The 25,064-nt window shown below is 71.7% G+C and carries 24 protein-coding genes; 18 read left to right on the top strand and 6 right to left on the bottom strand.

From position 1 onward, the window contains the following. Positions 1–28 precede the first annotated feature (28 nt). Positions 29–631, top strand: a complete 603-nt coding sequence (locus AB0O21_RS29955) for a DUF4365 domain-containing protein (RefSeq protein ID WP_365175984.1) — start codon at positions 29–31, stop codon at positions 629–631. Beyond that, positions 631–1,839, top strand: a complete 1,209-nt coding sequence (locus AB0O21_RS29950; RefSeq protein WP_365175983.1) for a hypothetical protein — start codon at positions 631–633, stop codon at positions 1,837–1,839. Before AB0O21_RS29955 ends, AB0O21_RS29950 begins: the two co-directional genes overlap by 1 nt. Positions 1,840–1,889: 50 nt before the next feature. Here AB0O21_RS29950 and AB0O21_RS29945 read toward each other — a convergent pair whose 3' ends face one another. Both AB0O21_RS29945 and AB0O21_RS29940 read right to left on the bottom strand, forming a co-directional pair. Next, on the bottom strand, positions 1,890–3,317 hold the full coding sequence (locus tag AB0O21_RS29945; RefSeq protein ID WP_365175982.1) for a hypothetical protein: 1,428 nt from the start codon (positions 3,315–3,317) through the stop codon (positions 1,890–1,892). Between the two features lie 71 nt (positions 3,318–3,388). Beyond that, positions 3,389–3,871, bottom strand: coding sequence for a GNAT family N-acetyltransferase (locus AB0O21_RS29940; protein ID WP_365175981.1), 483 nt, complete (start codon positions 3,869–3,871; stop codon positions 3,389–3,391). 469 nt (positions 3,872–4,340) lie between these two features. On the opposite strand from AB0O21_RS29940, the gene thrS reads away from it, so the two are divergent. Together thrS and AB0O21_RS29930 are read left to right on the top strand one after the other, a co-directional pair. Then, positions 4,341–6,317, top strand: a complete 1,977-nt coding sequence (thrS, locus tag AB0O21_RS29935; RefSeq protein WP_365175980.1) for a threonine--tRNA ligase — start codon at positions 4,341–4,343, stop codon at positions 6,315–6,317. A 78-nt stretch (positions 6,318–6,395) separates the two neighbouring features. Beyond that, positions 6,396–6,956, top strand: coding sequence for an HIT domain-containing protein (locus AB0O21_RS29930; RefSeq protein ID WP_365175979.1), 561 nt, complete (start codon positions 6,396–6,398; stop codon positions 6,954–6,956). Here the strand turns inward: AB0O21_RS29930 and AB0O21_RS29925 are convergent, their stop codons facing one another. The 3 genes from AB0O21_RS29925 to AB0O21_RS29915 all read right to left on the bottom strand — a co-directional run bounded on the left by AB0O21_RS29925 (position 6,957) and on the right by AB0O21_RS29915 (position 11,404). Beyond that, positions 6,957–7,358 (bottom strand): DUF1992 domain-containing protein, encoded by a 402-nt coding sequence (locus tag AB0O21_RS29925; protein ID WP_365175978.1) that lies wholly within the window; start codon positions 7,356–7,358, stop codon positions 6,957–6,959. 42 nt (positions 7,359–7,400) lie between these two features. Then, on the bottom strand, positions 7,401–9,068 hold the full coding sequence (locus AB0O21_RS29920) for a hypothetical protein (RefSeq protein ID WP_365175977.1): 1,668 nt from the start codon (positions 9,066–9,068) through the stop codon (positions 7,401–7,403). Between the two features lie 131 nt (positions 9,069–9,199). Then, positions 9,200–11,404: an elongation factor G-like protein EF-G2 gene (locus AB0O21_RS29915; RefSeq protein WP_365175976.1), complete on the bottom strand. Its 2,205-nt coding sequence runs from the start codon at positions 11,402–11,404 to the stop codon at positions 9,200–9,202. Positions 11,405–11,644: 240 nt separating this feature from the next. Here AB0O21_RS29915 and pgsA point away from each other — a divergent pair, with 240 nt between their 5' ends. Genes pgsA through AB0O21_RS29900 form a run of 3 tightly spaced genes read left to right on the top strand, consistent with a single transcriptional unit; the run spans position 11,645 to position 14,381 of the window. Then, on the top strand, positions 11,645–12,316 hold the full coding sequence (pgsA, locus tag AB0O21_RS29910; protein ID WP_365175975.1) for a phosphatidylinositol phosphate synthase: 672 nt from the start codon (positions 11,645–11,647) through the stop codon (positions 12,314–12,316). Beyond that, positions 12,316–13,218 (top strand): phosphatidylinositol mannoside acyltransferase, encoded by a 903-nt coding sequence (locus tag AB0O21_RS29905; RefSeq protein ID WP_365175974.1) that lies wholly within the window; start codon positions 12,316–12,318, stop codon positions 13,216–13,218. Before pgsA ends, AB0O21_RS29905 begins: the two co-directional genes overlap by 1 nt. Continuing rightward, positions 13,218–14,381, top strand: a complete 1,164-nt coding sequence (locus AB0O21_RS29900; protein WP_365175973.1) for a glycosyltransferase family 4 protein — start codon at positions 13,218–13,220, stop codon at positions 14,379–14,381. The genes AB0O21_RS29905 and AB0O21_RS29900 overlap by 1 nt, the downstream gene beginning before the upstream one ends. Before the next feature lie 25 nt (positions 14,382–14,406). Here the strand turns inward: AB0O21_RS29900 and AB0O21_RS29895 are convergent, their stop codons facing one another. Then, entirely contained in the window at positions 14,407–15,003 is a 597-nt protein-coding gene (locus AB0O21_RS29895) for a hypothetical protein (protein WP_365175972.1), read from the bottom strand. A gap of 102 nt (positions 15,004–15,105) precedes the next feature. On the opposite strand from AB0O21_RS29895, the gene AB0O21_RS29890 reads away from it, so the two are divergent. From AB0O21_RS29890 to AB0O21_RS29840, 11 genes are all read left to right on the top strand, one after another. Next, positions 15,106–15,648 (top strand): hypothetical protein, encoded by a 543-nt coding sequence (locus AB0O21_RS29890; RefSeq protein ID WP_365175971.1) that lies wholly within the window; start codon positions 15,106–15,108, stop codon positions 15,646–15,648. 157 nt (positions 15,649–15,805) lie between these two features. Next, positions 15,806–16,723: a pyridoxal 5'-phosphate synthase lyase subunit PdxS gene (gene pdxS / locus AB0O21_RS29885; protein ID WP_365033999.1), complete on the top strand. Its 918-nt coding sequence runs from the start codon at positions 15,806–15,808 to the stop codon at positions 16,721–16,723. 8 nt (positions 16,724–16,731) lie between these two features. Beyond that, positions 16,732–17,322: a pyridoxal 5'-phosphate synthase glutaminase subunit PdxT gene (pdxT, locus tag AB0O21_RS29880; protein WP_365175970.1), complete on the top strand. Its 591-nt coding sequence runs from the start codon at positions 16,732–16,734 to the stop codon at positions 17,320–17,322. Between the two features lie 57 nt (positions 17,323–17,379). Then, positions 17,380–18,132, top strand: a complete 753-nt coding sequence (locus AB0O21_RS29875) for a YebC/PmpR family DNA-binding transcriptional regulator (RefSeq protein WP_365175969.1) — start codon at positions 17,380–17,382, stop codon at positions 18,130–18,132. 117 nt (positions 18,133–18,249) lie between these two features. Further along, complete coding sequence (ruvC, locus tag AB0O21_RS29870; RefSeq protein ID WP_365175968.1) at positions 18,250–18,780, top strand: crossover junction endodeoxyribonuclease RuvC; 531 nt, start codon at positions 18,250–18,252, stop codon at positions 18,778–18,780. Further along, positions 18,777–19,412 (top strand): Holliday junction branch migration protein RuvA, encoded by a 636-nt coding sequence (gene ruvA, locus AB0O21_RS29865; RefSeq protein WP_365175967.1) that lies wholly within the window; start codon positions 18,777–18,779, stop codon positions 19,410–19,412. The genes ruvC and ruvA overlap by 4 nt, the downstream gene beginning before the upstream one ends. Before the next feature lie 254 nt (positions 19,413–19,666). After that, complete coding sequence (gene ruvB, locus AB0O21_RS29860; RefSeq protein ID WP_365175966.1) at positions 19,667–20,746, top strand: Holliday junction branch migration DNA helicase RuvB; 1,080 nt, start codon at positions 19,667–19,669, stop codon at positions 20,744–20,746. Between the two features lie 165 nt (positions 20,747–20,911). After that, entirely contained in the window at positions 20,912–21,373 is a 462-nt protein-coding gene (yajC, locus tag AB0O21_RS29855; protein WP_365175965.1) for a preprotein translocase subunit YajC, read from the top strand. A 154-nt stretch (positions 21,374–21,527) separates the two neighbouring features. Beyond that, complete coding sequence (secD, locus tag AB0O21_RS29850; protein ID WP_365175964.1) at positions 21,528–23,321, top strand: protein translocase subunit SecD; 1,794 nt, start codon at positions 21,528–21,530, stop codon at positions 23,319–23,321. Between the two features lie 3 nt (positions 23,322–23,324). Continuing rightward, positions 23,325–24,380, top strand: a complete 1,056-nt coding sequence (secF, locus tag AB0O21_RS29845; RefSeq protein ID WP_365175963.1) for a protein translocase subunit SecF — start codon at positions 23,325–23,327, stop codon at positions 24,378–24,380. After that, positions 24,377–24,928, top strand: coding sequence for an adenine phosphoribosyltransferase (locus AB0O21_RS29840; protein WP_365175962.1), 552 nt, complete (start codon positions 24,377–24,379; stop codon positions 24,926–24,928). The genes secF and AB0O21_RS29840 overlap by 4 nt, the downstream gene beginning before the upstream one ends. Positions 24,929–25,064 lie beyond the last annotated feature (136 nt).

The following is a 25,064-nucleotide window of genomic DNA, read 5'->3' as shown; positions in this document are numbered from 1 at the left end:
GAGCCCGGAAGGCATGGGGGAGCCGGCCATGGCGCTCGCGCAGCCCGAACCGAGCGGGGTGCCGGCGCTGCAGATCGATCCGCGCACCGGCGAGCCGGGGGCAGCGCGGAGCGGACCGCTGCGCGGCACACTCGCCACCACCGCCTGCATGGAGACCCTTCAGGTGGGATACCTGCACGCCGTCGCGGCCGCGGCCGGCTGCTCGCTCTCGCAGCCCTTTCCCGACAACGGCATCGACTGGCACGTCAGCCACGGCGCCCCCGAACACACCGTCGACGACGAGGTCACCATCAAGGTGCAGTTGAAGGCGACCTACCAGATACCGCCGCGGCCGGCCGGGCCCACCTTCGCCTTCACCCTCGACAACGAGCACCTGGTGAAACTGGCCCGCACCCCGGTCGCCGTCCACAAGATCCTCGTCGTGATGCTCGTCCCGCGCGAGCGCGACCAGTGGCTCGCCGCCGGCCACGACCGGCTCGACCTGCGGCACTGCTGCTACTGGACCAACCTCGCGGGACACCCCGTGACCGGCCGGCGCCGGACCACCGTACGGATCCCGACCACGCGGATCTTCGACGACCGCGCGCTGTGCGAGATCATGACCCGGGTCGGGTCGGGAGGGACACCCTGATGCACTGGAACCCGCCGCACCTCGAACCGCTGCCGCCCCCCGAGTTCGCGGACCCCGCCGTGCCCGACCCCGGGCAGATCGACCCCGCGGTGCTGGGCGCGCTGCTGCACCGGCACGGCTGGCTGCGGCGCGGCGGGGCCGCCGGGAGGTACGGGCGCTGGACGCCGCCCGGGTTCCAGGGGACCAGCGTGCTCGTCCCCGAGACCCGGACCTTCCCCGACTGCGCGGACCTGCTGGAGGAAGCGCTGACCGCGCTCTCGCGCTGCGGACTGCCGTCGGCGCGGGAGGTGCTGTTCGGCCTGAGCGTGCCCAGTGACGAGGTCCGATGGGAGCGCGAGGTCCCGGAGGGGCCGTACGGGCTCCAGAGCGAGGCGGCCTGGACCGTGCAGGAGCAGCTGCGCTCGGCGGCCCGCCGGATGCTGCTGGCCGGCGCGCTGGCGGACCGGGCCCGCGCCGGGTACTACGGCGCCCGCCACCGGGCCCAGGCCGAGCGCACCCTCGACGGAGTCCTGGTGGGGCCCGCCCCGGGCGGGCGCAGGCTGGCCGCCTACGTACCGGTGGACGGCGGCCGGGGAGCGGTCACGCGGCTGCACCACGCGCTGCACGCGGCGCGCGAGGCGGTGGACTACCAGCGGGCCACCGGAGGCATGGAGGCCTTCGACGCGGCGGTCGAGGCGGGCGTCAGCCGGGAACTCGCCGACGCCCTGATCGCGCTGGTCCACGGTTCGGAAGGGGCCCGGATCGTCCTGGCCTGGGCGCCCGCGGCCGGTGTCCCTGCGGGCTGCGCGGCACGGCCCGAGCCGGTGGAGTTCTCGCCCGGGGACCTTCCGGTGCTGCGGGAGGCCGCCGCCCGCTACACGCGGGACGAACCGGCCGTCCCGGTCCGGATCGCGGGCGCGGTGGTGCGGATGCGGCGGGCGGCGGCGGGCGGCGGCGGCACCGTGCGGCTGCGGGTCCTCGCCGGGGCGGAGGTCCCGCAGGTACGGGCCGCGCTCGACGAGGAGGCGTACCGGATCGCGGTCCACGCCCACCTGGCGGGCCTGCCGGTCCGGGTCAGCGGCCGCCTCCAGCGCCGCGGCGGCTTCCGACGGCTGGCGGACGCCGCGGACGTGGCGCCCGTACCGCTGGACGAGGTCGAGCGGGACCGGCTGATGAAGTCCCTGGACGAGGCCTTCGACCCGGCGGACGTCCTGCCGTCGGACGACTAGCGGCACGGCGATGCCCCCGCCTTCCCGGAAGGCGGGGGCATCGCCGTGGCTCAGGCCGTGGTGCGGCGCCGGCGGCCGGTGCCGGCGACGAGGGCCACGCCCATGGCCACGGCCACGCCGGCGCCGCCGAGGGCCCAGGAGGTGGCCGGGTCGGCGCCGGTGGCGGCGAGTTCGCCGCCGACGGGGGCGGTGCCGACCGGGGTGGCGCCGCCGTTGGGCTCCGGCTGGTTGCCCGGAGTGCCGGGGTTCCCGTTGCCGGTGTCGCCGCCGTTGTCCGTGTCGCCGCCGTTGTCCGAGTCCGCGGCGACGATCTTGGTCAGGCGGGCCTTGGAGCGCGAGAGGACCTGCGTCTCGGTCTCCTCGTCGTACGATCCGCCCCAGAACCGGATGCTGAGGTCGCCCGTGGGCGCATCGGCGGACACCCGGATCCGGACCTGGACGTCGAACGCCTTGCCGCTGCCGACCGGCCCGGACGCGATCTCGTAGGCGAAGTGGTCCTGGTCCCCGATCCTGTCTTCCGTCGGGTGCCAGCCGAGGACACCGTTCTCGTCCTTGCTGTAGACCTCGACCTGGACCTGGTCGCGGGTCATGCCGGACGGGTCCAGGCGGTCCAGGCTCATCCCCAGGCCGAAGTCCGGCAGGGCGTCCTTGCCGGCGTTGTCGACGTGGACGGTCACGTTGGCCCAGCCACCGCCGGCGGAGAGGGAGCCGGGAGCCTCGCTCACCGTCAGGGCGGGTCCCTCGACGACCGTCGGCTGTCCTTCGCCCCCGTCCTCGCTGCCCTCGATCTTGGTCTGGTACCAGGAGCCGGGGGAGGAGCTGACGACCGAGCCGTCACGGCTGGTGCCGTCGGTGTACATCTCGAAGGGGAGGGCCGGGGTGTCGGCGGCGAAGCTGATGCGCACCTTCACCGTGTAGTCCGCCTCGGCGGCCACCGAGGCGGTGGTCCCGAGGTAGTACTTGAACCCGGGCCCCATCTGCTCGGCGGTGACGGCCTTGACGGGCTGCCACGCGCCGCCGACCAGCCGCTCGACCTTGACCTGCGAGGTCGTGAAGGCCCCGTCCCACTGCATGATGTTGAGGCTCGGGGTGTAGTTGGGGACGGTGCGGTGGCCGGCGTTGTCGACCTCCACGGTCAGGTTCGCCCAGCTGCCGTCCTTCTTGAACCCGTCCTTGGGGATGCCGTGGAGGGTGACCTCCGGGCCCATCAGGATGCCGGTGGGCTGCTCGTACTCGTCCTCGGCGGGGCTCTCGGCCGCCTTGGGTGCCGTCGGCGTCCGGACCTCGGGCTGCTTCGTCTCCGGGGCGGCCGGAGCCTCGGGCGCCGGAGCGGGCGCGGTGTCGTCCTTCGGCTCGGAGTCCGGGACGGTCACGGCGGGCTGGGCCGCCTCGTCGGCCATCGCGGGCGTGGCCATGAGCATGGTCGGGCCGACCACCGCGGCGGCGGCGACTGCGGCCAGACGCTTGTTGAGCTTCACTGCTCTGTTCCCCCTCTGATTTGAACGGGATCAGATTAGGAGGCGGGTGACGCTTCAACCATCAATCCGGGTCACAGCTTGGCCTCGATACCGCCGACCGCCTTGGCGAAGGAGGCCATGCGCAGGCGCGGAACGGGGGAGAAGTCCGCGCCCCGGACGAAGCCGAGACGTTCGTACAGGGCCACCGCGGGGGCGTTGGCGGCGCCGGTGGTGACCTCGACGCGACAGCCGGGGAACAGCTCGGCCAGCGCGTGGCGCAGGAGCAGCGACGCGACGCCCCGGCGGAACCAGGCCGGGTCCACGCAGAGCCGGTCCAGGCAGACAGTGCCGTCAGCCGGTGCCTCCCAGGCGAGGAATCCGGCGATCTCCCCGTCCCCGGAGACGGCGCCGACCCACTCCAGCTGCCGTGCCCGCATCTCGGCGAGGCTCTCGCGGAGGGCCGGGATCCCGTCGAAGCCGATGAGCTCCGCCTCCACCGCGTACGCGGCCCGCCCGATCCGGTGCACGGCGGCCGCCGTGGCCTCGTCGGCCAGGTCCAGCGGGCATATCCGCATGAGGGTCCCTCCGGAAAGTCGTCAGTACGGACCAAGCTACCCGCGGCTCCGCCCCCCGGGCCCCGCGTCTCAAAGGTTGTGGGCTCGGCCCGGCACCCGGTCGTCACTGTGGGGGCCGCGCTTCGGGTGGGGCGGGGACACTCCGGGGCGTCCCCGCAGGTCGAGCGAACCCAATGCCGGGCAACAGGCCGGTCCGCTCGGGGTTCGCGAGCCGAGGAGACGCCCCGGAGGGGCACCGCCCCACACCCCGCCCGCGCTCCGCAGGCCCCGCGCTCCGCGCGCTCCGCCCCCCCCCAGGCTCCGCGTGCCCCAGGCCCCGCTCCGCAGGCCCCGCGCCCGGCCCCCGTAGGCCGTGCCCGGACCCCGGTCCGGGCGCCACCCGGTAACCGTTTCGCGGCGCGGCCACTCCGCTCGGTACGATTCAGGCGCGCAGCGTTCGCTCGCGCACCCCCTGAGTCAGGAGAGACCGGTGTCAGACGTCCGTGTGATCATCCAACGCGATTCCGAGCGGGACGAGCGCGTGGTGGCCACGGGCACTACGGCGGCGGAGCTCTTCGCCGGCGAGCGCACCATCGTCGCCGCGCGCGTCGCGGGCGAGCTGAAGGACCTCGCCTACGAGGTGAAGGACGGCGAGACCGTCGAGCCCGTGGAGATCTCCTCCGAGGACGGCCTGAACATCCTGCGCCACTCCACCGCGCACGTCATGGCGCAGGCCGTGCAGGAGCTGTTCCCCGAGGCCAAGCTGGGCATCGGCCCGCCGGTCCAGAACGGCTTCTACTACGACTTCGACGTCGCGAAGCCCTTCACCCCCGATGACCTCAAGGCCATCGAGAAGAAGATGCAGGAGATCCAGAAGCGCGGGCAGAAGTTCGCCCGCCGCGTGGTCACCGACGAGGCGGCCCGCGAGGAGCTCGCGGACGAGCCGTACAAGCTGGAGCTCATCGGCATCAAGGGCTCCGCGTCGACCGACGACGGCGCGAACGTCGAGGTGGGCGGCGGCGAGCTGACCATCTACGACAACCTGGACGCGAAGACCGGCGAGCTGTGCTGGAAGGACCTCTGCCGCGGTCCCCACCTGCCCACCACCCGCAACATCCCGGCCTTCAAGCTCATGCGCAACGCCGCCGCCTACTGGCGCGGCAGCGAGAAGAACCCGATGCTCCAGCGCATCTACGGCACCGCGTGGCCGTCGAAGGAGGAGCTGAAGGCGCACCTCGACTTCCTGGCCGAGGCCGAGAAGCGCGACCACCGCAAGCTCGGCAACGAGCTGGACCTCTTCTCCATCCCGGACGAGATCGGCTCCGGCCTCGCCGTCTTCCACCCGCGCGGCGGCATCATCCGCCGCACCATGGAGGACTACTCGCGCCGCCGGCACGAGGAGGAGGGCTACGAGTTCGTCTACTCCCCGCACGCCACCAAGGGCGCCCTCTTCGAGAAGAGCGGCCACCTGGACTGGTACGCGGAGGGCATGTACCCCCCCATGCAGCTCGACGGTGGTACCGACTACTACCTCAAGCCCATGAACTGCCCGATGCACAACCTGATCTTCGACGCGCGCGGCCGCTCCTACCGCGAACTGCCGCTGCGCCTGTTCGAGTTCGGGACGGTCTACCGGTACGAGAAGTCGGGTGTGGTCCACGGCCTGACCCGGGCCCGGGGCTTCACGCAGGACGACGCGCACATCTACTGCACCCGTGAGCAGATGGCCGAGGAGCTCGACCGCACGCTCACCTTCGTGCTCAACCTGCTGCGCGACTACGGTCTGACCGACTTCTACCTGGAGCTGTCGACCAAGGACCCGGAGAAGTTCGTCGGCTCGGACGAGGTGTGGGAGGAGGCCACCGCCGTCCTCCAGCAGGTCGCCGAGAAGCAGGGCCTCCCGCTGACCCCCGACCCTGGCGGCGCGGCCTTCTACGGCCCGAAGATCTCCGTGCAGGCGCGCGACGCCATCGGCCGTACCTGGCAGATGTCGACCGTGCAGCTCGACTTCAACCTGCCGGAGCGCTTCAACCTGGAGTACACCGCGCCCGACGGCTCGCGCCAGCGGCCGGTCATGATCCACCGCGCGCTGTTCGGCTCCATCGAGCGGTTCTTCGCCGTACTGCTGGAGCACTACGCGGGCGCCATGCCGCCGTGGCTGGCCCCGGTCCAGGCGGTCGGCATCCCGATCGGCGACGGGCACGTGGAGTACCTGCAGGAGTTCGCCGCCGAGGCGAAGAAGCAGGGCCTGCGGGTCGAGGTGGACGCCTCCTCCGACCGCATGCAGAAGAAGATCCGCAACCACCAGAAGCTCAAGGTCCCGTTCATGATCATCGTCGGTGACGAGGACATGGCCGCGGGCACCGTCTCCTTCCGCTACCGCGACGGTTCGCAGGAGAACGGCATCCCGAAGGACGAGGCGCTGGCCAAGCTGGCCAAGGTCGTCGCGGACCGCGTCCAGGTCTGACAGGTCTGACCGGTGTGGCGGGCCCCCGGAGAGTGATCACTTTCCGGGGGCCTTCTCCGTCCGTACCGGCAAGGTCATATGCTTGCCGCCATGACGAGTGAGCCGGAGCAGCAGAACGGCGTTGGCACGCATGACGGGTTCCAGCGCCTGTGGACCCCGCATCGGATGGCCTACATCCAGGGCGAGAACAAGCCCACCGGCCCCGAGGCCGGCGACGGGTGCCCCTTCTGCGGGATTCCGGAGATGTCCGACGAGGACGGGCTGGTCGTCGCCCGCGGCAAGCACGTCTACGCGGTGCTCAACCTCTACCCGTACAACGGCGGGCACCTCATGGTCGTCCCCTACCGGCACGTCGCCGACTACACCGATCTCGACGCCCTCGAGACCGCCGAGCTGGCGGACCTCACCAAGCGGGCCATGATCGCGCTGCGCAAGGCGTCCGGGGCGCACGGTTTCAACATCGGGATGAACCAGGGCAGCGCCGCCGGAGCCGGCATCGCCGCGCACCTGCACCAGCACATCGTGCCCCGCTGGGGCGGGGACACGAACTTCATGCCGATCGTCGGTCACACCCGCGTCCTGCCGCAGCTCCTCGCGGACACCCGGCAGATGCTCGCCGACGCCTGGCCCACCGGCTGATCAGGCGGCCCGGGCCGCGCGCCACTCCTCCAGTACGGCCTCTACGTCGAACTCGGTCAGGTTCAGCGGCGGCCCCGGCGGCGGCATGCGCAGGGCCGCGGCGATCTTCTCGTTGACCTCGGTGAGGATGTCCCGTACCCGGCGCTCGGAGCGTGCCGCGCGCGCCGCCTCCAGGGCGTCCTCGGCCTCCTTGCGCAGCGCGAGCGCCGGCGGCAGGGCGGCGAAGCCCTCGCGGTGCATCTTGCCCTTGATCCACCACAGCTCGTCGTAGGGCGCGTCGAGCGAGGCCAGCGGCTTGCCCCAGCCCGGCAGGTTCTCGAACTCGCCGCGGTCGGCGGCCTCCCTGATCTGCCGGTCCACCCAGGACTCGATGTCGACGCCAGGCGGTTTGCGCTCGGTCATACGGCCTCCTCGGGGATCACTCCAGCCTAACCGGGCGCCCGCCTACGCGTCGTAGACGTCCGCCTTGCGCGGGGCCGGCTCCTGGATGAGGCCGCTCATGATCGAGGAGCGGTTGGTGAAGCGGTCGGTGTCGACGCCGTTCTCCTCGAGGACCTTGAAGGTCGCCGCGTGGACCGAGCGCAGCACCGGGGCCACCGTGCGCAGGGCGTCGTCGGCCATGAAGCGGTGCCGCCACATCGAGCCGGCCCACACGTGCCGGATGCCGAAGGGCTCCGGCAGGACCAGCTTGCCGCCGAGGAAGTCCAGCAGCGGCGGGAACCAGGTCAGCGGGGCCCGGACGGCGAGGCGTACGACCTCACTGGCATCGACCAGCGGCTGCGGGCGCTCGACGGTCTCCCAGAAGCGGATGCTCTTGGGGACCTCCACCACCGGGGCCTTGGACTTCGTCGTGAACAGGCCGTGTACGGGCCCCAGGGCGTGCGCGGTGACGTCGACGCGCAGCGTCTTGTAGAGCACGGTGACGGTGACCAGCATGTTGATGACGAGCTGGCCGTCCCAGAGCGGGTACTGGATGCCCAGGTAGTGCCGGTTGCCCGCGCTGAACTGCTGCTCGTTGCAGATCCGGGTGATCTCGTGCGGCTTGATCAGGAAGTTGTCCATGTTCTCGCCGGTGGGGCGGGCCACCTCCGCGGCGCCCTCGCCGATCGGCGTGACGATCCAGTGCTGGATGGCGGCCGTCGGGAAGCCGCCGGTGTGCAGGGGGCCGCGCTCCAGCTTGCGGAGCTGGGTGTCGATCGCGCGTATCACGTCCCAGCTGCGGAAGGGGTGGATCTCGGTGCCCTCGTTCAGGGGCTCGAGCTCCTCGGCCATCTGCCAGCTGCCCCAGCGGGTGCCCATGCCGAGGATGCCCTTGGGGCCCGCGTAGAAGACCTGGTTGCTCCGGTCCTCCGCGGTCAGTTTGGCGAGCTGGTGCCGCAGGTCCTCGCGGGCCTTCTCGTCGGGGTTGCCCGGCACCGCCTGCGGGATCTTCGCGCCGACCCCGTCGCCCGCCAGCAGCCCGTCCCAGCGGGCGCGCAGGTCGGCGGCGGTGGACTCGCACAGCCGGCGGGCGAGCAGCCAGCCCAGGGCCGGGGCGATGACCATGCCGCGCAGGTAGAGGCCGAGGAAGCCGGTGAGGGGCAGCCGGAACATCAGGACCGCCACCACGAGGGCGATGCCGACCAGGACCGCCGTGCCCATCCAGGAGGCGCGCTTGCCCTCCCCGGCGGCCAGGGTCTTGCGGAGCTGGAAGAGCCCCAGCCACAGCAGCAGGCCGGGCAGGAACAGCACGCCGCAGACCAGCATGATCAGTCGGAGCCTGCCGTCGCGCTCCTTGCGGATGCGCGTCGCGGCCAGGCAGTGCTCGACGACCGTCTGCGGGTCGGCGCCGAAGGACTGGATCAGCGGCTTCCGGGCGGAGCCGAGCGTGCGGGCCTCGACGGCGCGGCAGAAGGCCTCGCCGAGGTTGGGCTCGAAGAGGGATATCTTGCCGGCTTTGAGCGTGGCGGGGTGGTTCTCGCTGTTGGCGGTGAGTATCGCCTGGAGTTTCGTGTCCCCGCCGCCGTCGCGGTACGCGGCCGAGGCCAGGGCGTTGGTCGCCGCCGTCTGCCCGCCACCGCCCTGGAGAGGAATCTGCGCTCCGGGCCTGAAGTCGAATCCGTCGTCCGCCACCGCTGCCCCCATCGCTGTGCGTTCGTGCTCTTTGGTGCGCCGACGAGCCTATCGGCGCATCCCGCCCCATGGTCATGGGACAGGGAAATGCCGCCCACCGCAAGCGGGTTGGCGGGCGGCCCTTCCCGACGCTATGTCAGCCAGCTTCCCTTCTCGGCCTGTTCGCGCACCTTGTCCGCGATCTGCGGCGGCATCGGCTCGTGCCGGGCGTAGGCCCGGGCGAAGCGGCCCGTGCCGTGCGAGACGGAACGCAGCTCGACCGCGTACCGGCCGATCTCGATCTCGGGGATCTCGGCGCGGACCCGGGTGCGCCCGGGACCGGCCTGGTCGCTGCCGACGACCCGGCCGCGGCGGCCCGCGAGGTCGCTCATGACCGGGCCCACGTACTCGTCCGGGACCAGGACGGCGAGCTCGGCGACCGGTTCGAGCAGGTCGATGCGGGCCTCGGCGGCGGCCTCGCGCAGGGCCAGCGCGCCGGCCGTCTGGAAAGCGGCGTCGGAGGAGTCCACCGAGTGCGCCTTGCCGTCGAGGAGGGTGATGCGCACGTCGACCAGCGGATAGCCGGCGTCGACCCCGCGCGCGGCCTGCGCCCGTACGCCCTTCTCCACGGACGGGATGAACTGGCGGGGTACGGCGCCGCCGACCACCTTGTCCACGAACTCGATGCCGCTGCCCGGCGGGAGCGGCTCGACCTCGATCTCGCAGATCGCGAACTGGCCGTGGCCGCCGGACTGTTTGACGTGCCGGCCGCGGCCGGAGGCCTTGGCGCCGAAGGTCTCGCGCAGGCTCACCTTGTGGGGGACGGCGTCGACCTGGACGCCGAAGCGGGTGCGCAGCCGTTCCAGCGCGAGGTCCTGGTGCGCCTCGCCCAGACACCACAGCACGACCTGGTGGGTGTGCGGGTTCTGCTCCAGCCGCATCGTCGGATCCTCGGCGACGAGCCGGGCCAGGCCCTGGGAGAGCTTGTCCTCGTCGGCCTTGCTGTGCGCCTCGATGGCGAGGGGGAGCAGCGGGTCCGGCATGGTCCAGGGCTCCATGAGGAGCGGGTCGTCCTTGGCGGAGAGGGTGTCGCCCGTCTCCGCGCGGGCGAGTTTGGCCACGCAGGCCAGGTCGCCGGCGATAGCGCGGTTCAGGGTGCGCTGCTGTTTGCCGAAGGGGGAGCTGAGGGCGCCGATCTTCTCGTCGACGTCGTGGTCCTCGTGGCCCCGGTCTTCGAGGCCGTGGCCGCTGACGTGGACGGTCTCCTCGGGACGCAGGGTGCCGGAGAAGACGCGGATGAGGGAGACGCGGCCCACGTACGGGTCGGAGGAGGTCTTGACGACCTCGGCGACGAGCGGGCCGTCCGGGTCGCAGGTGACGGCCGGGCGGGGGGTGCCGTCGGGGGTGGTGACGTTCACGGCGGGGCGTTCCGGGGGAGTGGGGAAGCCGCCGGTGATCAGTTCGAGTAGCTCCACGGTGCCCAGGCCCTGCTTGGCCCCGTCGGCGGCGGGGGCCGCCATCAGGACGGGGTGGAAGGTGCCCCGGGCGACGGCCCGCTCCAGGTCGTCCACGAGGGTCTTGAGGTCGATGTCCTCACCGCCGAGGTAGCGGTCCATGAGGCTCTCGTCCTCGCTCTCGGCGATGATCCCCTCGATCAGGCGGGAGCGGGCGCCGTCGATGAGGGCGAGCTCGGCCGGGTCCGGGTCGCGCTCCGCGCGCGCGCCGGAGGAGTACTCGTACACGCGCTGGGAGAGCAGGCCGAGCAGGCCGGTGACGGGGGCGTGGCCGTCGGCGCCGGCGGGGCCGTGCAGCGGGAGGTAGAGGGGGATCACGGCGTCGGGGTCGTCCGCGCCGAAGATCTCGCCGCAGACGGCCGTCATCTGCGTGTAGTCGGAGCGGGCTGCCTCCAAATGGGTGACGACGATGGCGCGCGGCATGCCGACGGCCTCGCACTCGTCCCAGACCATGCGGGTGGCCCCGTCGACGCCGTCGGAGGCGGAGACGACGAAAAGGGCCGCGTCCGCGGCGCGCAGACCGGCCCTGAGCTCACCGACGAAGTCGGCGTATCCGGGGGTGTCCAGAATGTTGATCTTGATTCCGCCCCATTCGACGGGGACGAGGGAGAGCTGGACGGAGCGCTGCCGACGGTGCTCGATCTCGTCGTAGTCGGAGACGGTCCCGCCGTCCTCGACCCGGCCCGCCCGGTTGACCGCTCCCGCGGTCAGGGCGAGGGCCTCGACCAGCGTGGTCTTGCCCGATCCGCTGTGGCCGACCAGCACGACGTTCCGTATGGAAGACGGGCGGTCGGCCGTTGGTGCCCTGCCGGCGGCTCCGGCTTGGTGTGATGTGGCTCCCATGGTTCTCGTGCCTCCCGATGGTGTCGGTGAGGAGGTGGGTGTCCTTCGAGCTTTGCACCGCTGTCACACCGCGTCCATACGTCGTACCGGAGGCGGCCCCACCGGGGGCCCCGGACGTGACGACGAGGGCAAGCGGAACGAACCGGTGGGTGCGCGGCGTCCACCGGGCGGCGTGCTGGCTACGATGGGCCAGCCGGTGGCCGTGGTGGCCGTGCGGCCCAGCGACCCTCCGGGAAGGCCATGCTGAACAAGTACGCGCGTGCATTCTTCACGCGTGTTCTCACGCCATTCGCCGCTTTTCTGCTCCGGCGGGGGGTGAGCCCGGACGCGGTGACCCTGATCGGCACGGCCGGAGTGGTGGCCGGAGCCCTGGTCTTCTTCCCCCGGGGCGAGTTCTTCTGGGGCACCATCACCATCACCCTCTTCGTCTTCTCCGACCTGGTGGACGGGAACATGGCCCGCCAGGCCGGCGTCTCCAGCCGCTGGGGCGCCTTCCTCGACTCCACCCTCGACCGGGTGGCCGACGCGGCGATCTTCGGCGGGCTCGCGCTCTGGTACGCGGGCACCGGGAACGACAACGCGCTGTGCGCGGTGGCGATCTTCTGCCTGGCCAGCGGGCAGGTCGTCTCCTACACGAAGGCCCGCGGCGAGTCGATCGGGCTGCCCGTGGCCGTCAACGGGCTCATCGAACGGGCCGAGCGCCTGGTGATCTCACTGGTCGCGGCCGGCCTGTCCGGCCTCCAGACCTTCGGCGTCCCCTCCTGGATCGGGGTGCTGCTGCCGATCGCGCTGTGGATCGTGGCGGTGGGCTCCCTCGTCACGCTGATCCAGCGCGTGGTCACCGTACGCCGCGAGTCGGCGGAGGCCGACGCCGCTGCCGCGGGCGCGCCCGCCGAGGGCGGTGCCGCCTGATGGGCAAGGCACAGGACAAGCTGGTCGACGGCCTGTACGGGCTCGGCTGGGCCGGGGTCAAGAAGCTCCCCGAGCCGGCCGCCGCGGCCCTCGGCCGCCGCATCGCCGACTACACGTGGAAGCGGCGCGGCAAGAGCGTGCTGCGCCTCGAATCGAACCTGGCCCGGGTGGTGCCGGACGCCACGCCCGAGCGGCTGCGCGAGCTGTCGCAGGCCGGGATGCGCTCGTACATGCGGTACTGGATGGAATCGTTCAGGCTGCCGACGATGGATCCGGAACGGTTCGGCGAGGACGTCCAGCTCAAGGACGACCACATCCTGCGCGAGGCCATCGCCTCCGGGCGCGGGGTCATCGCGGCCCTCCCGCACCTCGCCAACTGGGACCTCGCCGGGGCCTGGGTCACCGGCCACCTCGGCGTCCCCTTCACCACGGTCGCCGAACGCCTCAAGCCGGAATCGCTGTACGACCGCTTCGTGGCCTACCGGGAGAGCCTGGGCATGGAGGTGCTCCCGCACAGCGGCGGCGCCGCCTTCGGCACCCTCGCCCGCCGGCTCCGCTCCGGCGGCCTGATCTGCCTGGTCGCCGACCGCGACCTGTCGGCCTCCGGGGTCGAGGTGGACTTCTTCGGCTCCACGGCCCGCATGCCGGCCGGGCCGGCGCTGCTGGCGCAGCAGACGGGGGCGGTGCTGCTCCCGGTGACGCTGTACTACGGCGACTCGCCGAAGATGTACGGCCGGTTCCACCCCGAGGTGGAGGTGCCGAAGACCGGGACCCGCGTCGAGAAGACCGCCGCCATGACGCAGGCGCTCGCGGACGCCTTCGCCTGGGGCATCGCCGAGCACCCGGAGGACTGGCACATGCTGCAGCGGCTGTGGCTGGACGACCTGGAGGAGCGCCCGTAGTGAAGATCGGCATCGTGTGCCCGTACTCGTGGGACGTGCCGGGCGGCGTCCAGTTCCACATCCGGGACCTGGCGGAACACCTGATCCGCCTCGGCCACGAGGTGTCGGTCCTGGCCCCGGCCGACGACGAGACCCCCCTGCCGCCCTACGTGGTCTCGGCCGGCCGGGCCGTCCCCGTCCCCTACAACGGCTCCGTCGCCCGCCTCAACTTCGGCTTCCTCTCCGCCGCCCGGGTACGCCGCTGGCTGCACGACGGCACCTTCGACGTGATCCACATCCATGAGCCGGCCTCGCCCTCGCTGGGGCTGCTGTCCTGCTGGGCGGCGCAGGGGCCGATCGTGGCCACCTTCCACACCTCGAACCCGCGCTCCCGGGCGATGATCGCGGCGTACCCGATCCTCCAGCCGGCGCTGGAGAAGATCAGCGCCCGGATCGCGGTGAGCGAGTACGCCCGGCGCACGCTCGTCGAGCACCTCGGCGGAGACGCGGTGGTCATCCCCAACGGCGTCGACGTGGACTTCTTCGCCAAGGCCGACCCGAACCCGGACTGGTCCGGCCAGACCCTCGGCTTCATCGGCCGCATCGACGAGCCGCGCAAGGGCCTGCCGGTGCTCATGGCGGCGTTCCCGAAGATCGTCGAGGCCTGCCCGGACGTACGGCTCCTCGTGGCGGGCCGCGGCGACGAGGAGGAAGCGGTGGCGACGCTGCCCGCCGATCTCCGCTCCCGCGTCGAATTCCTCGGCATGGTCTCGGACGAGGACAAGGCGCGGCTGCTGCGCAGCGTCGACGTGTACGTCGCCCCGAACACGGGCGGCGAGTCCTTCGGCATCATCCTGGTCGAGGCCCTGTCCGCGGGCGCGGCGGTCCTCGCCTCCGACCTGGACGCCTTCGCCCAGGTCCTGGACCAGGGCGGCGCGGGCGACCTCTTCACCAACGAGAACGCGGACGCCCTCGCGGCGGGCGCCATCGCCCTGCTGCGCGACCCGGCCCGCCGCGCGGAACTCAGCACCCGCGGCTCGGCGCACGTGCGGCGCTTCGACTGGTCCACGGTCGGGGCGGACATCCTGGCGGTCTACGAGACCGTCACGGACGGCGCGGCGGCGGTCGCCACGGACGAGCGTGTCCCGCTGCGGACCCGGCTGGGCTTCTCGCGGGACGCGTAGGGCGCTCCGGGGCGCCCCGTACGGCTCACCAGCCGGCGGAGACGACCCGGTCGGGCCGGCCGCCGGGGGTGAGGGTCACCTCGTGGACCTCGCCTTCCCCGGTGGTCAGCCGGATCCGGTCGGGGGCCGTCCACACGGCCTCGCGGAGCTCGTTGTGCGGGTCGTCGCCGTTGAACCGGCCGACGGCCCAGCGGCGCTGCAGGGGCCAGGTCCCCTCGTGGACGTAGACGTACCAGAGCGGGTCGATCATGGCAGCGCCCTCCTCCACGACGAGCCGCCGGTCGTCGCGGCCCGGGGCCGCCAGGTTCTTCGTCTCCTCGGAGGGGCCGGCCAGCGCCGAAAGGAGGCCGACGAGCAGCAGGAACGGGATGCCGAGGACGAGCAGCACGCTGCACAGCACGAGGCGCAGCACGGACTTCGCCAGCCCCAGCAGCAGGGCCCCCAGCAGCGCGGCCAGGGTGAGCCACCCCAGCAGGACGACGTGCTCGGTCACCCGGGCCAGCAGGACGAGGCCGCCGCCGCGCATCTCCTGCAGGAAGCCCGCCACGCCGGCCGCCATGATGGCGACGGCCAGAGCCAGCAGCGCGAAGGCCGACGGCCTGCGGTGACGCGTGAAATCCATGATCCCCCCGAGCGGTGTGACCAGGCAGCCTAAGGGTCCGGGCAGCCGCGGAGCCAGGCCTGATGGAGGCCGCGTCGCCGCGGAGCGGTAGGGTCGCGCAGCGTGATCGAAACCCTTGTCTGGATTGCCCTCGCTCTCGGAGTCATCGGGGTCTACCTCAGCTGGACCGCCGGCCGGCTCGACCGGCTGCACTCGCGGATGGACGCCGCGCGGGCCGCGCTCGACGCGCAGCTCGTGCGGCGGGCCTCCGTGGTGCTGGAGGTGGCGACCTCCGGGGCGCTGGATCCCGCGTCCTCCCTGGTGCTGTACGAGGCCGCGCACGCGGCGCGGCAGGCCGAGGAGGAGAACCGGGAGGTCGCCGAGAGCGAGCTCAGCCAGGCTCTGCGGGCGGTGTTCTCGGACGCCGACCAGGTCGAGGTGCTGAAGGCGGCCCCGGGAGGCGTGGAGGCCACCGAGGAGCTGGCGGCAGCCGTGCGGCGGGTGCCGATGGCCCGGCGGTTCCACAACGACGCCGTACGGGCCGCACGCGCCCTGCGCAGGCACCGCAAGGTGCGCTGGTTCCGGCTGGCCGGGCACGCCCCGTTCCCGCTCGCCTTCGAGATGGACGACGAGCCCCCGGTGGATCTTGCGGACCGGCCCGTTTAGCGGTCACCCGGCGGCGCGACAGGCCGCAATGGACCGCAATGGACCAGTCGAGGGGCCACCTGCTCCATATTGGCCCTTGCAGTGGACTGGTCCGCCGGGGTTTCCTCTGCCAGTAGTACCCGTCCCTTTTCGAGTTCCCTTCGAGTGAGGTCAATCCGTGAGCACGCTTCCCACCACCCCCCAGTCCGCTGAGTCGGCCATCGGCACCTCGCGCGTCAAGCGCGGCATGGCCGAGCAGCTCAAGGGCGGTGTGATCATGGACGTGGTCAACGCCGAGCAGGCGAAGATCGCCGAGGACGCGGGCGCCGTGGCCGTCATGGCCCTGGAGCGGGTCCCCGCCGACATCCGCAAGGACGGCGGCGTGGCGCGCATGTCGGACCCGAACATGATCGAAGAGATCATCGAGGCCGTCTCGATCCCCGTCATGGCCAAGTCCCGCATCGGCCACTTCGTCGAGGCCCAGGTCCTGCAGTCCCTCGGCGTCGACTACATCGACGAGTCCGAGGTCCTGACCCCGGCCGACGAGGTCAACCACTCCGACAAGTGGGCGTTCACCACCCCCTTCGTCTGTGGCGCCACCAACCTGGGCGAGGCCCTGCGCCGCATCGCCGAGGGCGCGGCCATGATCCGCTCGAAGGGCGAGGCCGGCACCGGCAACGTCGTCGAGGCCGTCCGCCACCTGCGCCAGATCAAGAACGAGATCGCCAAGCTGCGCGGCTTCGACAACAACGAGCTGTACGCCGCCGCCAAGGAGCTGCGCGCCCCGTACGAGCTGGTCAAGGAAGTTGCCGAGCTCGGCAAGCTCCCGGTCGTGCTGTTCTCCGCCGGTGGCGTCGCCACCCCGGCCGACGCCGCCCTGATGCGCCAGCTCGGCGCCGAGGGTGTCTTCGTCGGCTCCGGCATCTTCAAGTCGGGCGACCCGGCCAAGCGCGCCGCCGCCATCGTGAAGGCCACCACCTTCTACGACGACCCGAAGATCATCGCGGACGCCTCCCGCAACCTGGGCGAGGCCATGGTCGGCATCAACTGCGACACGCTGCCCGAGGCCGAGCGCTACGCCAACCGCGGCTGGTAGTCACTGCCATGACCACCCCCGTTATTGGTGTCCTGGCACTCCAGGGCGACGTACGGGAGCACCTGATCGCCCTGGCCGCGGCTGACGCCGTGGCCAGGCCGGTCCGGCGCCCCGAGGAGCTCGCCGAGGTCGACGCCCTGGTGATCCCCGGCGGCGAGTCCACGACCATGTCGAAGCTCGCCGTGCTGTTCGGCATGCTGGAGCCGCTGCGCGAGCGCGTGGCCGCCGGCATGCCCGTGTACGGCACCTGCGCCGGCATGATCATGCTCGCGGACAAGCTCCTGGACGGCCGTGAGGACCAGGAGACCCTGGGCGGCATCGACATGATCGTCCGCCGCAACGCCTTCGGGCGGCAGAACGAGTCCTTCGAGGCGAAGATCGACTTCGCGGGCATAGCGGGCGGCCCCGTCGAGGGCGTCTTCATCCGCGCCCCCTGGGTCGAGTCCGTCGGCGCCTCCGTGGAGGTGCTCGCCACCTACGACGGCCACACGGTCGCCGTGCGCCAGGGCAACGTCCTGGCGACCTCGTTCCACCCCGAGCTGACCGGAGACGACCGCGTTCACGCGTACTTCGTCGACATGGTGCGCGCGGGGCTGTGACGAGCTCCCGGTAGGATCGGAGACGAACACTGTTGGTTACGCGAAGGAGACAGGCGGATGTCCGGCCACTCTAAATGGGCTACGACGAAGCACAAGAAGGCCGTGATCGATGCCAAGCGCGGCAAGCTCTTCGCGAAGCTGATCAAGAACATCGAGGTCGCGGCCCGTATGGGCGGTGCCGACATCGAAGGCAACCCGACGCTCTTCGACGCCGTTCAGAAGGCCAAGAAGCAGTCGGTCCCGAACAAGAACATCGACTCCGCGGTCAAGCGCGGCGGCGGCCTCGAGGCCGGCGGCGCCGACTACGAGACGATCATGTACGAAGGCTACGGCCCGAACGGTGTCGCGGTGCTCATCGAGTGCCTCACCGACAACCGCAACCGCGCCGCCTCCGACGTCCGCGTCGCCATGACCCGCAACGGCGGTTCGATGGCCGACCCGGGCTCGGTCTCGTACCTGTTCAACCGCAAGGGCGTCATCCTCCTGCCCAAGGCGGAGCTGTCCGAAGACGACGTCCTCGGCGCGGTCCTGGAGGCCGGTGCCGAAGAGGTCAACGACAACGGCGAGACCTGGGAGATCATCAGCGAGGCCACCGACCTGGTCGCGGTCCGCACCGCGCTCCAGGAGGCCGGCATCGACTACGACTCCGCGGACTCCAGCTTCGTCCCGACCATGCAGGTCGAGCTCGACGAAGAGGGGGCGCGCAAGATCTTCAAGCTGATCGACGCGCTGGAGGACAGCGACGACGTGCAGAACGTCTTCGCGAACTTCGACGTCTCGGACGAGGTCATGGAGAAGGTCGACGCCTGAACCGGGCGCTGATCCAGGCGACGGGCCGACAGGACACACCCTGTCGGCCCGTCGCTTTGTCAGTGGCGGCGGATAGCCTGCACCGGACAGGCGATCGAAGAGCGGGGGTGGGGCCAGGTGCGGGTACTCGGTGTGGACCCGGGGCTGACGCGGTGCGGTGTCGGCGTCGTCGAGGGCGTGGCCGGCCGTCCTCTCACCATGCTCGGGGTGGGAGTCGTACGCACGCCCGCGGACGCGGAGTTGGGCCACCGGCTCGTCGCCATCGAGCGGGGCATCGAGGAATGGCTCGATGAGCACCGCCCCGAAGTCGTCGCCGTGGAGCGGGTCTTCAGCCAGCACAACGTCTCCACCGTGATGGGCACCGCCCAGGCCAGCGCCGTCGCCATGCTGTGCGCGGCCCGCCGCGGGATACCGGTCGCCCTGCACACCCCCAGCGAGGTCAAGGCCGCCGTCACCGGCAGCGGCCGCGCCGACAAGGCCCAGGTCGGCGCGATGGTCACCCGGCTGCTGAGGCTGGCCGCACCGCCCAAGCCGGCCGACGCCGCCGACGCGCTCGCCCTCGCCATCTGCCACATCTGGCGGGCTCCCGCCCAGAACCGCCTCCAGCAGGCGGTCGCCCTGCACGCCTCGAAAGGCCCCACCCGATGATCGCCTTCGTCAGCGGCCCCGTCGCCGCGCTCGCCCCCACCCTGGCCGTGATCGAGGTCGGGGGAGTGGGCATGGCCGTGCAGTGCACGCCGAACACCATCGCCGGCCTGCGGATGGGGGAGCAGGCCCGGCTGGCCACGTCGCTGGTCGTCCGGGAGGACTCGCTGACGCTGTACGGCTTCGCCGACGACGACGAGCGGCAGGTCTTTGAGCTTCTGCAGACCGCGAGCGGGGTCGGGCCGAGGCTGGCGCAGGCCATGCTGGGGGTGCACAGCCCGGACGCGCTGCGGACGGCCGTTTCGACGGGGGACGAGAAGGCGCTGGTGGCGGTGCCGGGCATCGGCAAGAAGGGCGCGCAGAAGCTGCTGCTGGAGCTGAAGGGCAAGCTGGGGGCGCCGCTGGGCTCCTCGGGCCTGGTCGGCGCGCAGCGCGCGGCGGCGGCGTCCGGCCCGGCCCCGTGGACGGAGCAGCTGGCCGCGGCGCTGATCGGGCTGGGCTACGCGTCCCGGGAAGCGGAGGAGGCCGTCTCGGCGGTGACGCCGCAGGCCGAAGCCGCCATTGCCGCCGGTGGCTCGGCGCCCGTTCCGCAGCTCCTGCGGGCGGCCCTCCAGTCCCTGAACCGCGCCCGCTGAGGGTAGTCCGCTGCGCGGAGCAGTCCCCTACCCGCCCTTCCACCGTTCCCCGGGGCTCCGCCCCGGACCCCCACGGGAAGTGCCCCGCCGGGCGGAAATCCAGCCCCGCCGGCGTTTGAGGCGCGGGGGGCCGGGGGCGGAGCCCCCGGGGAACGGTGGAAGGGCGGGTAGGGGAGTGGCTCCGCGCAGCGGCCCGCGCAGCCACCGGCACCCCGGACCGACCACCGCAATGACGCAGAAGGCAGACTGACACCGTGAACTGGGACGACGACACTGACGCCACCGCCGAGGATGAGGCCCGCATCGTCGCGGCCTCGGCCGACGGGGAGGACACCGCCGTCGAGGCTGCGTTGCGGCCCAAGGACCTCGGGGAGTTCGTCGGGCAGGAGAAGGTCCGCCAGCAGCTGGACCTCGTCCTCAAGGCGGCCAAGCAGCGCGGAGCGACGGCCGACCACGTCCTGCTCTCCGGCGCGCCCGGGCTCGGCAAGACCACGCTGTCGATGATCATCGCGGCCGAGATGGGCGCGCCCATCCGGATCACCTCCGGCCCCGCCATCCAGCACGCCGGCGACCTCGCCGCCATCCTCTCCTCCCTCCAGGAGGGCGAGGTCCTCTTCCTCGACGAGATCCACCGCATGTCCCGGCCCGCCGAGGAGATGCTGTACATGGCCATGGAGGACTTCCGGGTCGACGTGATCGTCGGGAAGGGGCCGGGGGCCACCGCCATTCCCCTGGAGCTGCCGCCCTTCACCCTGGTCGGGGCCACCACCCGGGCCGGCCTGCTGCCCCCGCCCCTGCGCGACCGCTTCGGGTTCACCGGGCACATGGAGTTCTACGCCCCCGAGGAGCTGGAGCGGGTCATCCACCGCTCCGCCCGCCTCCTCGACGTCGAGATCGACACCGCCGGCGCCGCCGAGATCGCCGGCCGCTCCCGGGGCACCCCCCGCATCGCCAACCGCCTGCTGCGCCGTGTCCGCGACTACGCCCAGGTCAGGGCCGACGGGGTGATCACCCGCGAGGTGGCCGGCACCGCCCTCCAGGTGTACGAGGTGGACGCGCGCGGGCTGGACCGGCTGGACCGGGCCGTACTGGAGGCGCTGCTCAAGCTCTTCGGCGGCGGCCCCGTCGGGCTGTCCACCCTCGCCGTGGCCGTCGGCGAGGAGCGGGAAACGGTGGAGGAGGTGGCCGAGCCCTTCCTCGTACGGGAGGGACTCCTCGCCCGCACCCCCCGGGGGCGGGTCGCGACGCCTGCCGCATGGGCTCACCTGGGGCTTGTCCCGCCGCAGCACGGCGGGAGCGGATCAAGCGGACAACAGGGCTTGTTCGGGGCCTGACGGCGCGGAGGTTCGCCCCGTCAGGAACTGCGGTGCCATGCTGGGCGTTGTTCCATCGGTGCGGACTCGCCTAGACTCCGCCGATGCCGACCCTTCGGGTCGGCGTGCCCACCCCCGTAGAAATGGCCGTCGTCCGCGTGCGGTCGTGCGAAGGAACTCCGTCCCGTGAACAACAGTCTCCTGACCTTCCTCCCGTTCATCGTGATCATCGGGGCGATGTTCCTGATGACCCGCTCCGCCAAGAAGAAGCAGCAGGCGGCCGCGCAGATGCGCGACCACATGACGCCGGGCACCGGGGTCCGCACCATCGGCGGCATGTACGCCACGGTGAAGGAGATCGGCGACGACACCGTCACCCTCGAGGTGGCTCCCGGCGTCCACGCGGTCTACGCGAAGAACGCCATCGGCGCGGTTCTGGAGGACGCGGAGTACAACCGCATCGTCCACGGCATCGAAGACGACGCGTCGGCGGACTCGCCGGTCGTCCCCGATGACGCCTCCTCCCTCACCGAGGCCCCGGCCGAGACCGAGGACGAGGCCCCGAAGCTCGACCTGGGGAAGAAGGACGAGCCGAAGAAGGACGAGCCCAAGGACGGCAAGGCCGACGGCGAGGCCGACGCGAAGTAGCGCGCGGCCGGGATCGCGAGGGCGCCTGACCGGCGGCCGTCGCGGTCCCGGTCAGTGACCCACTTCTGCGGGGGGCAGGGGTCCCCACCACACATTTCGTGGCCGTCCGCGCGCTGACCCGGCGCGGGACGGTTGGACAGGGAGAAACGACAAGGTGGCAGCACCGAAGAAGGGCCGGCGGCCCACGGGGGCTCAGGGGAGGCCGGGGCGCGCCCTGGCGATCATCCTGATCGCGATGGTGGCGCTCACCGCGGGGATGTTCGTCTCCAAGCAGACGACTCCCCGGCTCGGCATCGACCTCGCGGGCGGCACGAGCATCACGCTCAAGGCCAAGAGCGAGCCCGGCAAGCCGGACGCGATCAACGAGACCAACATGAACACGGCGGTCGGCATCATCGAGCGCCGCGTCAACGGTCTCGGCGTCTCGGAGGCCGAGGTCCAGACGCAGGGCCGCGATCACATCATCGTGAACATCCCCAAGGGGATGAACGAGAAGCAGGCCCGCGCGCAGGTCGGTACCACCGCCCAGCTGTACTTCCGCCCGGTCATCGCCTTCGCGGACGGCGCTCCCGCCGCCCCCCAGGGCACGCAGAGCCCGAGCCCCTCCGCGAGCGGTTCCGGCGCCCCCAAGGCCGAGGGCGACAAGTCCAGCCCGCAGGCCCCCCCGTCGTCCAGCGCCACTTCCCAGGGCCGTGCGGTCAGCGAGGCCCTCAAGGCCCCCGCCGCGCCCTCCGCCTCGCCCTCGGCGAGCGCGTCGAAGAAGGCAGACGACAGCAAGGCCACCCCGGCCGCGACCCCGCCCGCGACGCCGTCCGCGACCCCTTCGGGTGACGCGGCGGCCTCCGACCTCCAGGCCAAGTTCGCGGCGCTCGACTGCTCCGACGAGAAGCAGCGCGCCGCCCTCAAGGGCGCCAAGCCCGAGGAGCCGACGCTCGCCTGCGGCAAGCGCGGCGACACCTGGGGCAAGTGGGTGCTCGGTCCGGCCGGCGTCGAGGGCAAGGACGTCAAGAGCGCCAAGGGAGTCATCGATCAGCAGACCGGCTCCTGGATCGTCACGATGGACTTCAACGAGAAGGGCGCCGAGGCCTTCGCGAAGGTGACCGGCGAGCTGGCCGCCAAGCAGACCCCGCAGAACCAGTTCGCGATCGTGCTGGACGACGACGTCGTCTCCGACCCGTTCGTCAGCGGCGCGATCCTGGGCGGCAACGCCCAGATCTCCGGCGGCTTCAACCAGCAGACCGCTCAGGACCTGGGCAACATGCTCTCGTACGGCGCCCTGCCGCTCTCCTTCAGCGAGGACAGCGTCACCACCGTCACCGCCGCCCTCGGCGGCGAGCAGCTGCGCGCCGGTCTGATCGCCGGTGCCATCGGTCTGCTCCTCGTGGTGATCTACCTGCTGGTGTACTACCGGGGCCTCGCGTTCGTGGCGATCGTCAGCCTCCTGGTCTCCGCGATCCTCACCTACACGATCATGGCGCTGCTCGGTAAGGGCATCGGCTTCGCGCTGAACCTGCCGGCCGTCTGCGGTGCGATCGTCGCGATCGGTATCACGGCGGACTCGTTCATCGTGTACTTCGAGCGCATCCGGGACGAGATCCGCGAGGGCCGCACCCTGCGTCCGGCCGTCGAGCGTGCCTGGCCGCGTGCCCGGCGCACGATCCTGGTCTCCGACTTCGTGTCGTTCCTGGCGGCCGCGGTGCTGTTCATCGTCACCGTCGGCAAGGTGCAGGGCTTCGCCTTCACCCTGGGTCTGACCACCCTGCTCGACGTGGTCGTGGTGTTCCTCTTCACCAAGCCGATCATGACCCTGCTGGCGCGCACGAACTTCTTCGCCAGCGGTCACCCGTGGTCCGGCCTCGACCCGAAGCGGCTCGGCGCCAAGCCGCCGCTGCGCCGGTCCCGTCGTACCGGCTCCGCCCCCGTCCCCGTCGACGCAAAGGAGGCGTGAGAGATGTCGAAGCTGGGAGATCTCGGCGCCAAGCTGTACCGCGGTGAGGTCGGCTACGACTTCGTCGGCAAGCGCTTTCTCTGGTACGGCGTTTCCATCCTGATCACCATCACGGCGATCGTGGCCCTGGCCGTTCAGGGCCTCAACATGGGCATCGAGTTCAAGGGCGGTGCCGTCTTCACCACCCCGAAGACGGCCGTCTCCGTCGCCAAGGCGACCGAGGACGCGGAGAAGGCCTCGGGCCACGACGCGATCGTCCAGGAGCTCGGCACCGGCGGCCTGCGGATCCAGATCTCCGGTCTGGACACCAACGCCGCGGCCGACGTGAAGAAGGAGCTCGCCGCCGACCTCAAGGTCAACGAGGCGGACATCAACGCGGACCTGGTCGGCCCCAGCTGGGGCGAGCAGATCGCCAACAAGGCCTGGACGGGCCTCGGGATCTTCATGGTCCTCGTGGTGATCTACCTGGCCATCGCGTTCGAGTGGCGGATGGCCGTCGCGGCGCTGATCGCGCTGATCCACGACCTCACGATCACCGTCGGCGTCTACGCGCTCGTCGGCTTCGAGGTCACGCCGGGCACCGTGATCGGTCTGCTCACGATCCTCGGTTACTCCCTCTACGACACCGTCGTCGTCTTCGACGGTCTCAAGGAGGGCTCGAAGGACATCACCAAGCAGACCCGCTACACGTACAGCGAGATCGCCAACCGCAGCATCAACGGCACCCTGGTCCGCTCGATCAACACCACGGTCGTCGCGCTGCTCCCGGTCGGCGCCCTGCTGTTCATCGGCGGCGGCTTCCTGGGCGCCGGCATGCTGAACGACATCTCGCTCTCGCTGTTCGTCGGCCTCGCGGCCGGCGCCTACTCGTCGATCTTCATCGCGACCCCGCTGGTCGTGGACCTGAAGGAGCGCGAGCCGGCGATGAAGGCCCTCAAGAAGCGGGTGCTCGCCAAGCGGGCGTCCGGTGCGGGCAAGGGCGAGTCCGGGAACGAGGGCCACGCGTCCGAGGACGAGCCGCAGGTCGTGGCGCAGGGCCGGCCGGGGCGGCGGCGGTGACCGAGCTCTCCCCGGAGGTCCGCCGGCTCCTGCTCAGCCGGATCAAGGACGTACCGGACTACCCGAAGCCGGGCGTGATGTTCAAGGACATCACCCCGCTGCTGGCGGACCCGGAGGCGTTCGCCGCGCTGACGCAGGCGCTGGTGGAGCTGGCCGCGCGGTGCGGGGCGACGAAGATCGTCGGCCTGGAGGCGCGGGGGTTCATCCTGGCGGCTCCGGTGGCGGTCCAGGCCGGGATCGGCTTCGTGCCGGTGCGCAAGGCCGGGAAGCTGCCGGGGGCGACGCTGGCGCAGTCGTACGAGCTGGAGTACGGGACGGCGGAGATCGAGGTCCACGCGGAGGATCTGTCGGCGGGTGACCGTGTTCTGGTCATCGACGACGTCCTCGCCACCGGTGGCACCGCGGAGGCCTCGCTTTCGCTGATCCGGCGGGCCGGGGCGGAAGTCGCCGGCGTGGCGGTCCTGATGGAACTGTCGTTCCTTCCGGGACGGGCCAAGCTCGCCGAGTCCCTGGCGGGGGCTCCGCTGGACGCGCTGATCGTGGTCTGACCATCTCGCTGCCGAGCGGCGGGTACCCGGGTTCGTCCTGGGCCCTGCAGACGATCTCCGGGACCGGCCGCCAGGCACTGGCCGAGATGCGCCGGCTGCTGGGCGTACTGCGCACCGGCGAACCGCAGGAGTCCGA

Origin of the sequence: Streptomyces sp. NPDC091371 (assembly GCF_040684275.1) — a bacterium.
GTDB lineage: Bacteria > Actinomycetota > Actinomycetes > Streptomycetales > Streptomycetaceae > Streptomyces.
Note: the sequence above shows the minus strand (reverse complement) of the source record. Positions and strands in the feature narration are given on the sequence as shown.